Raw genomic sequence first — 13756 nt, 5'->3', positions numbered from 1 at the left:
TCTAAGTCCCTTGGTCGGGTCATAGTATAAGAGAAGGGAGCCGATCAATATGGGAGCAGTCGTCTGGTACCGCAATGATTTGCGTGTCGATGATCATGAAGCACTTCGGAGCGCATGCGAAGAACAAGATACGATTCGGGCAGTATACGTTAAAAATCATAAGGAACAGCTGTTTGAAAGAGGCGCACAACAAACGAAATTCGAAGAAGAAACATTAGTGAATTTAGCCGATCATTTGTCTCAAATCGGAATTGCATTAGATATTTTAGAGGGGAAGGTGAATGAGGCACTTGATTCTTATCTACAAACGGATGATACAGTCTATTTCCATAAGATGACTGGAACAGAAGAAGCGGCAAGTGAGCAGTATGTCAAAGACAGATATACAGTCCGTTCTTTTGAGACACAGACACTACATCGCCGGGAAGATATCGGAAGTGACGAACTGAAGCGCGTCTTTACAGCGTTTCGAAAACGTGTCGAGGCGAAAGGAACCTTCTACGATCCACTTGAGCCACCAACGGGTATTCGATTAATAAGGGAGGAATCAGTCAAAGCGGATCCAGAGATTGCGTTCCCGTTCCGTGGTGGAGAATCAGCGGGGAGAGCACGTCTTCAAGAATACTTTGCTGAGCCTGTATTCACCTATAAAGAAACACGTAATGGTTTTTTGCGAGATGATTCTTCGAAGTTATCTGCCTGGCTAGCGAACGGATCGCTGTCACCGCGTCGCGTCATGACTGAATTGCAGAAAGCCGAGCGAAAAAAGGGAGCAAATGAATCGACGTACTGGTTGTATTTCGAACTGTTGTGGCGTGACTTTTTCCATTTAACGATGCGTGAGACAGGAAGTCGTCTGTTTCGATCGAATGGATTAAAGGAAGGACAATACACGTGGAAGACGGATCAGCTAGCTGTCGAACGTTGGATAAAAGGAAAGACCGGTGTACCGTTCGTTGATGCCTTTATGAACGAGATTCGCGAGACGGGATGGATGTCGAACCGGGGCAGGCAGATCGTTGCCAGTTATCTCATTCATGAATTAAAACAGGACTGGCGCATCGGAGCACAGTATTTTGAACAACAATTGATTGATCATGACGTCGCTTCGAACTATGGCAACTGGGCATTCATCGCAGGGGTCGGGAATGCGACACGGACGCCACGATTCGATCCCGTGTTCCAGCAACAACGATATGATCCGAACGAAGACTTCACGAAACGTTGGACTTAAAAAAGCATCTTTTTCTTGAGTGGGAAGTAGTTGCATTTCAGAGGGGAGGATGCTATATTAAATGCATCAGATGGGGTTCCTGAATTGTACGAGAGCCGCCTTTTATCTTTGAGCCACTCTTTTTTGATAGGGAGTTTGACGTTCCAACTAGTAGTACATGCCTCGTAACACAGCAGGAGGACGTACGAATAGGAATCGGATAAGACACCCACCTGCACAGCAGGTTCAAAAATAAGGTATCGACACGGCACTTCGGGTCCCATCGTCTTATTATTTTATTGTTTGACACGTCGCATGACGTTTTTTTTTATGATATAATTCCGAGTAAAACAGTATGAGTATTGTGAGGTTATGAGATGTTACATCAATTTTCGCGTAATGAACTAGCAATCGGTAAAACTGGACTTGACGCATTGGCATCCAAGTCTGTCGCTATTCTGGGAATCGGTGGTGTTGGATCGTTCTCGGCAGAAGCGCTTGCCCGTAGTGGTGTAGGTCGTTTGATTCTCGTTGATAAGGATGATATCGACATCACGAACGTCAACCGACAAATTCATGCCTTGCTTCCGACGGTCGGTCAGCCGAAGGTCGATGCGATGGCTGAACGTCTTGCGTTAATCAATCCAGACCTTGAAATCGTTCGTTTAAAGATGTTCTACAATGAAGAAACATTCGAGTCGTTCTTTGAACAGCAGCCGGATTATGTCATTGATGCATCGGACACGGTCTCGTTCAAAATTCACCTGATTCAAGAATGTAAGAAACGTAACATCCCGATTATCTCGAGCATGGGGATGGCGAACAAAATGGATCCGACACGCATCAAGATCGTTGACATCAAAGATACAAGTTATGATCCATTAGCGAAGGTCATTCGGACGAAACTCCGGAAAGCCGGCATCCATAAAGGTGTTCCTGTCGTCTTTTCCGATGAACCACCCGTTAAGATCATTGAAGAAGTCCGCCAAGTCGTCGGAAACGATGCCGCTGCGATTCGTAAAGCGAAGATGCCACCGAGTTCGAATGCATTTGTTCCATCTGTCGGTGGACTGATTGCAGCGAGCTACGTCATCAATGAGATTGTCCGTGAAGCTGGCGTGACGATCGAACGCGTTCGTTAAAAAAAAGCGACCTTATGGTCGCTTTTTCTGATGTGTGGCTGTTTGTTTGTTCCAAAAATCAAGTCGAGCTTGCAGTTGTTTCTCAAAACCGCGCGGGCTCGGGCGATAAAAGACCGGCTTTGTTCGGGCCAGGTTCTCGGGCCAGTAATTTTGTGGCACATAGGCATGCTCGAACTCATGAGGATATTGATAAGTGACACCATTCCCGAGCGCCGCTGCCCCCGGATGATGAGCATCGCGCAAGTGCGGCGGGACGGGTCCGCCGTCCGAACGACGAACGAGCGTCAATGCTTGATCGATTGCTGAGATGACAGCATTCGATTTCGGTGCCGTCGCGAGATATAAGACCGTTTCAGCAAGCGGGATCCGTGCTTCCGGGAAACCGACGTACTCGCACGCGCGTGCGCAGGCATCGACCATTAATAACGCTTGCGGATCAGACAGACCGATGTCTTCTGCCGCATGGACGTAGAGACGACGGACGATGAAACGTGGACTTTCGCCCGCTTCAATCATGACGGCGAGCCAGTAGAGCGCGGCGTCCGGATCGGAACCACGAATCGATTTAATGAAAGCGGAGATGACATCATAATGACGATCGCCGTCCTTATCATACTTCAATGCCTTTTGCTGAATCGATTCCTCCGCGACAGCGAGGTCGATCGTAATTTGACCATCGATTTCCGGTGTCGTCAAGACGGCGAGTTCGAGCGCATTCAATAATGCCCGGTAGTCGCCGTCTGACAACTTGACGTAATGATCGATTGCTTCATCCGTGATCGTGATTGGATATTTGCCAAGACCACGCTCCGTGTCCTTCAGGGTCCGATCGAGGACGATCCGTAAATCATCTGCCGTCGGGGGTTCAAAACGAAAGACTGTTGCCCGCGATAAGAGAGCGGCGTTAACCTCAAAACTCGGATTTTCCGTCGTCGCCCCGATCAATGTGATCGTACCCGCTTCAAGCGCTGGCAGTAAGGCGTCTTGCTGCATCTTATTGAACCGATGGATCTCATCGAGAAAAAGGATCGTTTTTTGATCCTCGAACTGAAGACGAGCTTCGGCTGCTTTTAGAATTTCCCGTAATTGTTCCAGTTTCGCCGTGACCGCATTCAATTGCTCGAATGCTGATTTCGTATAACTGGAGATGACACGTGCGAGCGTCGTCTTACCGGTACCAGGTGGACCGTAAAAAATGACGGTTCCGAGACGATCGGCTAAGATGGCACGCCGCAGGAGCGTTGTCTCTCCAATCAGATGACGTTGTCCGACGATTTCATCCAGATTCTGCGGACGCATTCGATTCGCGAGCGGTCCGGCAGGAGACTGGGATTCAAATAAATGTGCCATACACATACGCTCCTTCCACTTTTAGCTACTACTATACTAGAAAGGATGATCCTTCGCATGATGAAAATCTCGACGAAAGGGCGATATGGTCTGACGATCATGATCGCACTCGCGAAAGAAGCTGAATCTAAACCATTGTCCTTAAAGAAAATCGCGCAGATGTATGACTTATCTGAACACTATCTCGAGCAATTGATCGCACCACTTCGTAATGGTGGTCTCGTCAAAAGCGTCCGCGGCGCTTATGGCGGATATAAGCTCGGTCGTGAAGCGCAAAGCATCACGGCGGGTGAAATCATCCGCTTACTTGAAGGACCACTCGTTGTCGTTGAAGGTGATGCGTGTGACGAGGTCACGAAACGCAAACTGTGGGATAAAATCCAACAAGCAGTCGATCAAGTACTCGATTCAACGACGCTACAAGACTTAGCGGAAGAAGACGATACAGGATACATGTTCTATATTTGAGAGGTGAAAACGAATGAATTACTTTGACCATTCGGCGACGACGCCGATGCGTCCGGAAGTCCTTGAGGCGATGACGCCTTATTTGCTCGAACAGTATGGTAACCCATCGAGTGTCCATGCGGCTGGTCGGTCTGCTCGTGCAGCGATTGACAAAGCACGTCGGCAGATCGCACAAGAATTGAACGCGAAACCAACTGAACTGATTTTCACAAGTGGTGGAACGGAGTCGGATAACTATGCCATCTTCGGTGCGGCAGAGGCAGCGCGTGAAAAAGGATGTCATCTCATTACGACACGTTTTGAGCATCATGCCGTGCTCCGCGCCTTCGAAGAGCTCGAAAAACAAGGCTATGACGTCACGTATCTTGATGTACCAACGACAGGCGTCGTCTCATTGGATGCCTTGCAAGAAGCTGTCCGGGAAGATACGACACTTGTCTCGATCATGTTCGGCAACAATGAAGTCGGGACGATCCAGCCGATTGCGGCAATTGGTCAATTCTTACGGGAACGCGGTATTTTGTTCCATACGGACGCGGTGCAAGTGTTCGGAAAACAAGCAATTGATGTCGAAGCGTTACAGGTCGATCTTTTATCCGCGTCTGGTCATAAAATCAATGGTCCAAAAGGAATCGGGCTATTATATGTACGGACAGGTGTGAAATTAGCGACGCAGACGTATGGCGGAGAACAGGAACGCAAGCGTCGCGCTGGTACGGAGAACGTACCGGGAATCGTCGGTTTAGCGAAAGCGCTCGAACTGATGATCGCAGAGCGCGATCAACAGCAGGACCACATCAAACAACTGCGTAGCGTTTTGCTAACACGCTTGGATGAAAGTGGCGTCACTTACGAAGTCAACGGTGTTGAAGGATTGCCGAATGTCCTCAATCTTTACTTCCCGCAAATTGAAATCGAACCGTTCTTGATCATGCTTGATATGCGCCAGATGGCTGTATCGAGCGGGAGTGCATGTACGGCAGGATCCGTCGAGCCTTCGCATGTCTTGTCGGCGATGTATGGTGAAGATGAACGGACACGGGCATCGGTTCGGATCAGTTTTGGTCACGGAAATGAGCTCGCGCAAGTCGAACTACTCGCACAAGCCTTGCAAGATGTCGTAAAATCGTTTCAGAATTAACTAAGAGGTGAAATGAATGAATACACGAGCGAAAGCCCCGAGTGAAACGACAGTCGTCGTTGGGATGTCGGGCGGTGTCGATTCGTCTGTGACGGCTCATTTATTAAAAGAGCAAGGCTATAACGTCATCGGGATCTTCATGAAAAACTGGGATGACACGGATGAGAACGGCTTTTGTACGGCGACGGAAGATTATGAAGACGTCATCGCCGTAGCCAATCAAATCGGCATTCCGTATTATGCGGTAAATTTTGAAAAAGAGTACTGGGATAAGGTCTTCACGTACTTCCTCGATGAATATAAACTCGGTCGGACACCGAATCCAGACGTCATGTGTAACAAGGAAATCAAGTTCAAAGCCTTCCTCGATCACGCGATGCGTCTTGGTGCCGATTTCGTCGCGACAGGTCATTATGCACGTGCTGTCTATGAAGATGGAGAACATAAATTGCTTCGTGGTGTCGATGCAAACAAGGATCAAACGTATTTCTTGAATCAATTGTCGCAAGAGCAAATCGCGAAGGCGATGTTCCCGATCGGTCACATGGAAAAATCAGAAGTGCGCCGGATCGCAGAAGAAGCGAACCTTGCAACAGCTAAGAAAAAAGACTCGACCGGTATTTGCTTCATTGGCGAGCGGAATTTTAAACAGTTCCTCGGTCAATACCTACCGGCACAACCCGGTGAGATGCGGACGCTTGACGGCAACGTCATGGGTCGTCACGATGGATTGATGTACTATACGATGGGGCAACGCCACGGGCTTGGTATCGGTGGCGACGGAGAACCTTGGTTCGTCGTCGGAAAAAACCTAAAAGAGAACATTCTCTATGTCGATCAAGGATTCCATAACGAATTATTGTATTCGGAAGGATTACTTGCTTCAGATGTTAGTTGGACATCTGAACGTCCAGTCGGTGAGACATTCCGTTGCACAGCGAAATTCCGTTACCGTCAACAAGACACATCCGTCACGGTTCGTGTCCTTGAAGATGGACTCGATGTTTCGTTTGACGAACGTCAACGGGCGATCACACCAGGACAAGCGGTCGTGTTCTATGATGGAGACATCTGCCTCGGTGGTGCCACAATCGATGCAGCCTATAAAGCAGGCGAACGCCTCGCTTATTTAGCGTAAGGAGCAAAAGAAGATGAACTATAATGAAGTAGGGTTCCGGCATCTAGAAGCTGGAAATTATGAATTAGCAGCGCAAGCTTTTAATGATGCGATCGAACAAAACCCAAAAGATCCGACAGCATACGTCAATCTTGGAACATTACTCCAATCGATGAACGACGCTGATCGTGCCCTCCGTTTTTATGACCGGGCACTGATGATTGATAATACGTTTGCGAGTGCCTATTATGCGAAAGGTGCCTTGTTCTTTGCTGCCGACAAACTCGTCGAAGCAGAGGAATCATTGCGGGCAGCGTTGTTATATGGACTTGACGACGCGGATCTCCATTTCATGCTTGGGATGACGTATCAAAAACTCGGTGATCCAGTCCGCGGGTTGCCCCGTTTACAGCGTGCGTCAGAACTAAACGGTGTCGATATCGAGATCGCATTCCAATACGGACTTGCCTTAGCGCAAAATGAGAAGTTGGAAGAAGCGGTCGAGATGTTCGAGCATGTCTTGATGCTTGACGAAACGCATACAGATGCACGATACAATTATGCGATTGCTCTTGCCTTCCTCGGTCAACAGGAAGCCTGTTATGCAGAACTTGAAGCCGTTCTTGCCTATCAGCCGGAACACGCGCTTGCACGAGATGCAAAAGCGAAGATGGATGCGTTATTAAAACAAGCAGATTGATCTAAAAAAAGACGATTCCAGGCGGAATCGTCTTTTTTGTATGGTATTTAATTCCCGACTTCACGGATGACACGAAGCGGAGGTCCGGAAAAGTCTTCATAGGCTTCATCCATGTTTTTCGTATACAGTTCGATGACGTTATTTTCTGTATCCTTGAAATAAGCGGAATACTCTTTTTGGTTCGAGGTCTCCTGTTCATCCCATTCTCTGAGCTTCACGGTGATTGAAGCTTCCCGAAGCTGATTTAAGGCTTGCTGGAACTCGTCCTTCTCAACGTAAAAGGCGCAGTGGACATGGACTCCGCCTTCATCGTACAACGTATCCCATTCGGAGACCGGTAAATGTTTAACGGTTCGTTCTTCCATCGTGAAGTCCCGTTTCAGCCAAAGACCGAGTCGGGTGTTGCCGCCAATGTAGAGCCACGTTGCCCAGACCCCATCTTGTTTAGATTGTTCTTTGCTCGGCTCAGCATCCTCAGGTGCCCATTGCTCGACAATCGGAATACCAAGTGTCTCATTCCAAAAACCAAGGGCGCGATCCATATCCTCGACTTCAAGTACTAATTCACACAATCCTGCAATCGGTAAACGTGCCATCCTTGAACTCCTCCTCTTAACGAAATGTTTCACGTTATCTTTCCCTGATTTAAAATCTGGTAAACGAATGCTATGATGAAAGCAGCGAATGAAAAAGAGAGAAAGAAGGTGGAGTGATGGAGCACCCCCATCAAGTCGTCGGGCGCGTCAAACGTGTGCTCTTTTCTTCTGAAGAAGAAGCACACTCCATTGTACTGGTCGCCGTCAAAGAAAAGAACTTTGAGTTAAAAGAGACCGAGCTCGTCATTACGGGTACAGGAGTCGGAATCGAACTCGGAGGAACGTATCAAGCATTCGGTCGTCTCATTGATCATCCTCGCTTCGGAAAACAACTGAAGGCGGAGCTGATTCGCCGATCGGTTCCGATGACCAAACATGCGACGATCCGCTTCTTGACGAATGGTTCGTTCACCGGCATTGGTCCGAAAACAGCGAAAAATATCGTCGATGCTCTTGGAGAAGACGCAGTGGATCTCATTTTGAAAGATGAACGGGTACTGAATCAGGTGCCTGGGTTGAAACAAAAACAAGCCGACATCATATTGAATCGACTCGCCACGTTATACGGTGTCGATCAGTTGATGCTGTTCTTAGCACCGTTTGATGTCACACCGAAGCTAGCGGCAAAGATCTATGCCGCGTACGAGGGCGACGCCATGGCACGGATTCGAGAGAATCCGTATTCCTTGATGTATGAAGTAAACGGGATCGGCTTTAAGACAGCCGATCATATTGCCGCGCACCTCGGACTTGTCGGGCTACATCCAGAGCGTGTCGCTGCTTCGATCATGCATATATTAGAACAAGAAGCGGGCGAGGGACATGCCTTCGCGACTGTCGACTCTCTGTTGCAACGGGCACCCCGTCTGCTAGGGGAAGATCCGGGAGAGCGGCTGGAACAAGCGATCGAACTGTTGCTCGCTGAAGATAAGGTCAAGCTTGAAGAAGGTTGCTTGTATTTACCGACGATCTTTTATGCGGAAGTCCGAGCGGCGAAGGAGCTAGCACGCGTCATGGCAAACGGTGCCGAACAGGAAGTCGATGTCGCGACGATTCTTGAAGCAATCGGGCACCTCGAAGAACAGTTTGGCATGGAATATGCCGCGCAACAGCGAGAAGCGATCGAGTTAGCGGTCAAAGCGCCGCTGATGGTCTTGACTGGTGGACCGGGTACCGGTAAGACGACTGTCATCAAGGGAATTTTGCATGCGTTGCAAGAAATTCATGACTGGCCGCTTGAGAAGAGTCGCGTCAAGACAGGGGATGTCTATCCATACGTCCTTGTTGCACCAACGGGACGTGCCGCTAAACGTCTATCGGAAGCAACAGATGTACCGGCGATGACGATTCACCGTCTCTTAAAGTATGACGGAACGAACTTCCAACTGAATGAGGATCAGCCGATCACGGGAAAAGTACTGATCATCGATGAATCGTCGATGATTGATATCTACTTGTTATCGAGTTTGCTTCGCGCCGTCCCGAATGGCATGAAGATCTTGTTCGTCGGTGACCGCGATCAATTGCCATCCGTCGGTCCAGGACAGGTGCTGGCAGACTTGATGGATACGGAAGGAATTCCCGTCGTCCGTTTGAACGTCGTCCATCGTCAAGCAGAAGATTCTTCGATCTTGCGTCTTGCGCACGATTTGAAGAACCGGACGACGTCTGCTGATTTGTTATCACCACTTGCGGATCGCCGCTTCTATACTGCGTCTCCGCAAGAGACGTTACGGGGCATCTCGGCCTTCGCGGAAAAAGCACTCGCAAAAGGCTACTCGAAATTCGATGTCCAGGTCCTCGCGCCGACCTACCGGGGTCAGGTCGGGATCGACGAATTGAATGTCGCCTTGCAACGCGTCTATAACCCGGAGGAACCGAAGAAACGGGAAGTCAAACAAGGAACGCGGATTTACCGGACCGGGGACAAGATTCTCCAGCTCGTCAACAATGCGGAAGAAAACGTCTATAACGGAGATATCGGCGAAATCGTCAATATCTTCTTCGCTAAAGAGAATGTCGATAAAGTCGATAAAATCATCGCCCGGTTCGATCAGACGGAGGTCGAGTACAACCGGAGTGATTGGGATCAATTCACGCACGCCTATGCGATTACGATCCACAAAGCGCAAGGATCTGAGTTTCCGATCGTCTTGATGCCAGTCTATTTCACGGGGGCGTTCAAACATTCCCGAAATTTAATTTATACGGCAGTTACTCGGGCAAAATCGAGTTTGTTATTATTCGGTGATCCGCGTGCGTTCCATAAAGCGTCGCAAGAAGAGGAACCCCGGCGCCGAACACGATTGATCGAACGACTCGGTGGGGTGACAAAGACTTGACGGATGCTGTTCGATAGGTAATAATCACGATAGATGAATGGACGTAACACGTTGATGGAAGATAAGTAAAAGGAAAACTCGAGTCCAGAGAGAAGTGAGTCTGCTGCAATCACTTTCTCGAGTCCCTTTGAAGCTCCTTCCGGAGTCGGGTGTAAACACCTGCGGGTCATCCCCGTTATCAGATGTTCGAGGTAGGCAATAGGTTGCTTACGAACGAGGGTGGTACCACGGAAGCGATGCTTTCGTCCCTTTTCAGGGATGAAAGCATCGTTTTTTTGCGTCCAAATAAAACCATTGGAGGTAACTGTTCATGAAAGCTCTAAAACCATTAACGGGTGCACAAATCCGTCAGATGTATCTTGATTTCTTCCAAAGCAAAGGGCATGCGATCGAACCGAGTGCTTCGCTCGTACCGGTCGAGGATCCATCGCTCTTGTGGATCAACTCGGGTGTTGCAACACTCAAGAAATATTTTGATGGTCGTGTCATTCCTGATAATCCACGTATCGTCAACGCACAAAAATCAATCCGGACGAACGATATCGAAAACGTCGGGAAAACAGCGCGTCACCATACGTTCTTCGAGATGCTCGGAAACTTCTCTGTCGGTGATTACTTCCGTGAAGATGCAATCAAATGGGGTTGGGAACTCTTGACGAGTGATGACTGGTACGGTCTTGACCCAGAACGTCTTTCGGTCACGATTCATCCGGAAGATGATGCAGCGCGTCAAATCTGGCTTGAACTCGGTGTACCGGCTGAGCGGATCATTCCGCTTGAAGATAACTTCTGGGAAATCGGTGAAGGTCCATCTGGTCCGAATACGGAAATCTTCTTTGATCGTGGTCCAGCTTTCGGAGACGATCCGAACGATTCAGAACTTTATCCAGGTGGCGAAAACGAACGCTATCTCGAGATCTGGAATATCGTCTTCAGTCAGTACAACCACGACGGACACGGCAACTACACGGAACTTCCGCGTAAAAACATCGATACTGGGATGGGACTCGAACGGATGGCGTGTGTCATGCAGGACGTGCCGACGAACTTCGATACGGATCTGTTCATGCCGATCATTCATAAGACAGAAGAAATCAGCGGCAAGATCTACCGTGATGATTCGAAACTTGATGTAGCATTCAAAGTCATCGCAGACCACATCCGTACTGTATCATTTGCGATCGGTGATGGTGCTCTTCCTTCGAATGAAGGACGTGGATATGTCCTTCGTCGTTTACTACGCCGTGCGGTTCGTTATGCGAAAATGCTTGGGATCGAACGTCCGTTCATGTATGAACTCGTTGATACGGTCGGGAATGTCATGGTTGACTTCTACCCACAAGTTCCGGAAAAAGCGGACTTCATCAAACGCGTCATTAAAAACGAAGAAGAACGTTTCCATGAGACGCTTCATGACGGTCTTGCAATCTTGAACACGGTGGCTCAGAATTCTAAAGCAAACGGTGAGCACGTCATCAGTGGCGAAGATGCGTTCCGTTTGTATGACACGTATGGTTTCCCACTCGAATTGACAGTTGAGTATGCGGAAGATCATCAGATGTCTGTTGATGAAGAAGGCTTCAAACAAGCGATGGACGCTCAACGTCAACGGGCGCGGGCAGCACGTGAAGAGAGCGGTTCGATGCAACAACAATCGGAAGTCCTCTCGACACTAAAAGATAAAAGTACGTTCGTCGGCTATACCGACCTTAAGGCGGATGCAAAAATCATCGCATTGTTGCATGATGGAGAACGAGTCACAGAAGTGGCTGCTGGTGAAGAAGCGCAAGTCATTCTCGATATCACGCCGTTCTACGCTGAAAGTGGTGGTGAAGTCGCGGATACAGGAACAATCGAAGGCAAAGACTTCGTTCTTGATGTCAAAGATGTTCAAAAGGCACCAAACGGTCAAAACTTGCATACGGTCATCGTCCGTACAGGAATCGCAACGGAAGCGGCGGATGTCGTTGCAAACGTCGAAGCAGCAGAACGTAAAGCCGTCACGAAAAACCATACAGCAACACACTTGCTTCATAAAGCATTGAAAGACACGCTCGGAACACACGTCAACCAAGCGGGATCACTTGTTTCTCCAGAACGTCTCCGCTTCGACTTCTCACACTTCGGTGCCGTGACACAAGAAGAGTTGACAAAAATCGAACAAGACGTCAACCAAGCGATCTGGGCATCATTACCAGTTGATATCGAAGAGATGAACATCGCTGATGCAAAAGCAAAAGGCGCGATGGCATTGTTCGGTGAGAAGTACGGGGAAACGGTCCGTGTCGTCTCAGCAGGCACATACTCGATCGAGTTGTGTGGCGGAATCCACGTCGGAAACACTGCAGAGATCGGTCTGTTCAAGATCGTCTCAGAGTCTGGGATCGGTGCAGGTACACGCCGAATCGAAGCCGTGACAGGTGCAGGCGCGTATCGTGTGATGAATCAACACTTAGAAACACTCGAACAAGCAGCAGCTGTCTTGAAAACGAAAACGACGGAAGTTCCGGTCCGTATCGAAGCACTGCAACAACAACTTCGTGAGACGGAACGGGCGAACGAATCGTTGCAAGCAAAACTTGCGAACATCGAAGCTGCTTCACTAAAGGACGATGTTGAGGAAATCAACGGCGTACGTGTGCTTGCGAAACGTGTCGACGTCTCAGATATGGATGCCCTTCGCGGTATGATGGATGAGTTGAAGAGCTCACTCGGATCAGCAATCATTGTTCTCGGTAGTGCGCAAGGTGAAAAAGTCAATCTCGTCGCAAGCGTTTCAAAAGATTTAATCGACCAAGGCTATCATGCTGGTAAATTGATCAAGGAAGTCGCAACACGCTGCGGTGGTGGCGGTGGCGGTCGCCCTGACATGGCTCAAGCTGGTGGGAAAGATGCGTCGAAATTAGAAGAAGCACTCGCGTACGCTTCACAATACGTGCAATCACTGGCATAATAGAAACGTAGTGTATATGAAAGAGGTGATGAACGTGAGTCAGATGGATCAAACGATGAAATTCAACTTTCCAGAAGACGATAACAAAGCAGCGACACGGGATGTGTTGTTGACGGTCTATCATGCTTTAGAAGAAAAAGGATATCATCCGATCAACCAAATCGTCGGCTATCTCCTATCTGGAGATCCTGCTTACATTCCTCGTCATAATGACGCACGTAACTTAATTCGTAAGATTGAACGTGACGAATTGCTCGAAGAACTCGTGAAATCTTATTTGGCGGAGAGTGGAAATTCAAAATGAAACGTGCAATGGGACTAGACGTCGGTTCGAAGACGATCGGGGTAGCGGTCAGTGACTTGATGGGCTGGACGGCGCAAGGTGTCGAGACGGTCAAGTGGACGGAACCGGATTACCCAGAAGCCTTCAAACGGCTCGATGTCATCATGGAGACATACAATGTCGAAATCCTAGTCATTGGTCTTCCGAAAAACATGAACGGTTCCATCGGTCCCCGTGCGGAGGCGAGTGAAGCCTTTGCGAAGGAAATCGAACAGCATACTGGGCTTGAAGTCGTCTTCATGGATGAACGGTTGACGACGATGCAAGCAGAACGGATGCTGATCGATGCCGATGTCAGCCGCAAGAAACGAAAACAAGTCATCGATAAGATGGCTGCCGTCATGATCCTGCAATCGTATTTGGATCGGGCGAATCGATGAAGGGGGGAGAA

At 48.8% G+C, this 13756-nt stretch carries 12 protein-coding genes, 1 other RNA gene and 1 other annotated feature; of the genes, 11 read left to right on the top strand and 2 right to left on the bottom strand.

Annotated features, from left to right (window positions below):
- Positions 1 to 49 precede the first annotated feature (49 nt).
- The 3 genes from ACN9MT_RS11025 to ACN9MT_RS11015 all read left to right on the top strand — a co-directional run bounded on the left by ACN9MT_RS11025 (position 50) and on the right by ACN9MT_RS11015 (position 2355).
- Positions 50 to 1234 carry a DASH family cryptochrome gene (locus ACN9MT_RS11025; RefSeq protein WP_426272166.1) on the top strand — a complete coding sequence of 395 codons (1185 nt, stop codon included), beginning with the start codon at positions 50 to 52 and terminating at the stop codon, positions 1232 to 1234.
- A gap of 73 nt (positions 1235 to 1307) precedes the next feature.
- Positions 1308 to 1497, top strand: a non-coding RNA gene (gene ssrS, locus ACN9MT_RS11020) — 6S RNA.
- 93 nt (positions 1498 to 1590) lie between these two features.
- Positions 1591 to 2355, top strand: coding sequence for a tRNA threonylcarbamoyladenosine dehydratase (locus ACN9MT_RS11015; protein WP_023468920.1), 765 nt, complete (start codon positions 1591 to 1593; stop codon positions 2353 to 2355).
- 12 nt (positions 2356 to 2367) lie between these two features.
- On the opposite strand, the gene ACN9MT_RS11010 is transcribed toward ACN9MT_RS11015, so the two are convergent.
- Complete coding sequence (locus tag ACN9MT_RS11010) at positions 2368 to 3705, bottom strand: replication-associated recombination protein A (protein ID WP_290751758.1); 1338 nt, start codon at positions 3703 to 3705, stop codon at positions 2368 to 2370.
- 60 nt (positions 3706 to 3765) lie between these two features.
- On the opposite strand from ACN9MT_RS11010, the gene cymR reads away from it, so the two are divergent.
- The 4 genes from cymR to ACN9MT_RS10990 are packed head-to-tail and all read left to right on the top strand — an operon-like array spanning position 3766 to position 7131.
- Complete coding sequence (gene cymR / locus ACN9MT_RS11005) at positions 3766 to 4173, top strand: cysteine metabolism transcriptional regulator CymR (RefSeq protein ID WP_056062801.1); 408 nt, start codon at positions 3766 to 3768, stop codon at positions 4171 to 4173.
- A gap of 13 nt (positions 4174 to 4186) precedes the next feature.
- Positions 4187 to 5314: a cysteine desulfurase family protein gene (locus tag ACN9MT_RS11000; protein WP_426272165.1), complete on the top strand. Its 1128-nt coding sequence runs from the start codon at positions 4187 to 4189 to the stop codon at positions 5312 to 5314.
- A gap of 16 nt (positions 5315 to 5330) precedes the next feature.
- A complete protein-coding gene (gene mnmA / locus ACN9MT_RS10995; protein ID WP_426272164.1) occupies positions 5331 to 6452 on the top strand; it encodes a tRNA 2-thiouridine(34) synthase MnmA in 1122 nt (373 codons plus the stop codon).
- Positions 6453 to 6465: 13 nt separating this feature from the next.
- Positions 6466 to 7131, top strand: a complete 666-nt coding sequence (locus ACN9MT_RS10990; RefSeq protein ID WP_056062473.1) for a tetratricopeptide repeat protein — start codon at positions 6466 to 6468, stop codon at positions 7129 to 7131.
- A 47-nt stretch (positions 7132 to 7178) separates the two neighbouring features.
- On the opposite strand, the gene ACN9MT_RS10985 is transcribed toward ACN9MT_RS10990, so the two are convergent.
- A complete protein-coding gene (locus tag ACN9MT_RS10985) occupies positions 7179 to 7727 on the bottom strand; it encodes a VOC family protein (RefSeq protein ID WP_290772620.1) in 549 nt (182 codons plus the stop codon).
- Positions 7728 to 7843: 116 nt separating this feature from the next.
- Between ACN9MT_RS10985 and recD2 the strand changes: the two genes are divergently transcribed.
- The 4 genes from recD2 to ruvX all read left to right on the top strand — a co-directional run bounded on the left by recD2 (position 7844) and on the right by ruvX (position 13745).
- Complete coding sequence (recD2, locus tag ACN9MT_RS10980) at positions 7844 to 10069, top strand: SF1B family DNA helicase RecD2 (RefSeq protein ID WP_290785227.1); 2226 nt, start codon at positions 7844 to 7846, stop codon at positions 10067 to 10069.
- Between the two features lie 42 nt (positions 10070 to 10111).
- Positions 10112 to 10322: a binding site (T-box leader), on the top strand.
- Positions 10323 to 10379: 57 nt separating this feature from the next.
- Positions 10380 to 13022 carry an alanine--tRNA ligase gene (gene alaS, locus ACN9MT_RS10975; RefSeq protein ID WP_290785225.1) on the top strand — a complete coding sequence of 881 codons (2643 nt, stop codon included), beginning with the start codon at positions 10380 to 10382 and terminating at the stop codon, positions 13020 to 13022.
- Positions 13023 to 13056: 34 nt separating this feature from the next.
- Positions 13057 to 13326 carry an IreB family regulatory phosphoprotein gene (locus ACN9MT_RS10970; RefSeq protein WP_029342229.1) on the top strand — a complete coding sequence of 90 codons (270 nt, stop codon included), beginning with the start codon at positions 13057 to 13059 and terminating at the stop codon, positions 13324 to 13326.
- A complete protein-coding gene (gene ruvX / locus ACN9MT_RS10965; RefSeq protein WP_056062458.1) occupies positions 13323 to 13745 on the top strand; it encodes a Holliday junction resolvase RuvX in 423 nt (140 codons plus the stop codon). The genes ACN9MT_RS10970 and ruvX overlap by 4 nt, the downstream gene beginning before the upstream one ends.
- The last annotated feature ends 11 nt before the right edge of the window (positions 13746 to 13756 follow it).

It is taken from the genome of Exiguobacterium sp. R-17, assembly GCF_049913315.1.
In the GTDB taxonomy this organism is placed as follows: domain Bacteria; phylum Bacillota; class Bacilli; order Exiguobacteriales; family Exiguobacteriaceae; genus Exiguobacterium_A.
The sequence above is the reverse complement of the archived record's forward strand: the minus strand, read 5'-3'. Positions and strand labels throughout refer to the sequence as shown.

What these genes read in the sequence shown, in the direction of transcription:
- ACN9MT_RS11025 (WP_426272166.1), top strand. Translation starts at nt 50, where the DNA reads ATGGGAGCAGTCGTCTGGTACCGCAATGATTTGCGTGTCGATGATCAT.
- ACN9MT_RS11015 (WP_023468920.1), top strand. Translation starts at nt 1,591, where the DNA reads ATGTTACATCAATTTTCGCGTAATGAACTAGCAATCGGTAAAACTGGA.
- ACN9MT_RS11010 (WP_290751758.1), bottom strand. Translation starts at nt 3,705, where the DNA reads ATGGCACATTTATTTGAATCCCAGTCTCCTGCCGGACCGCTCGCGAAT.
- cymR (WP_056062801.1), top strand. Translation starts at nt 3,766, where the DNA reads ATGAAAATCTCGACGAAAGGGCGATATGGTCTGACGATCATGATCGCA.
- ACN9MT_RS11000 (WP_426272165.1), top strand. Translation starts at nt 4,187, where the DNA reads ATGAATTACTTTGACCATTCGGCGACGACGCCGATGCGTCCGGAAGTC.
- mnmA (WP_426272164.1), top strand. Translation starts at nt 5,331, where the DNA reads ATGAATACACGAGCGAAAGCCCCGAGTGAAACGACAGTCGTCGTTGGG.
- ACN9MT_RS10990 (WP_056062473.1), top strand. Translation starts at nt 6,466, where the DNA reads ATGAACTATAATGAAGTAGGGTTCCGGCATCTAGAAGCTGGAAATTAT.
- ACN9MT_RS10985 (WP_290772620.1), bottom strand. Translation starts at nt 7,727, where the DNA reads ATGGCACGTTTACCGATTGCAGGATTGTGTGAATTAGTACTTGAAGTC.
- recD2 (WP_290785227.1), top strand. Translation starts at nt 7,844, where the DNA reads ATGGAGCACCCCCATCAAGTCGTCGGGCGCGTCAAACGTGTGCTCTTT.
- alaS (WP_290785225.1), top strand. Translation starts at nt 10,380, where the DNA reads ATGAAAGCTCTAAAACCATTAACGGGTGCACAAATCCGTCAGATGTAT.
- ruvX (WP_056062458.1), top strand. Translation starts at nt 13,323, where the DNA reads ATGAAACGTGCAATGGGACTAGACGTCGGTTCGAAGACGATCGGGGTA.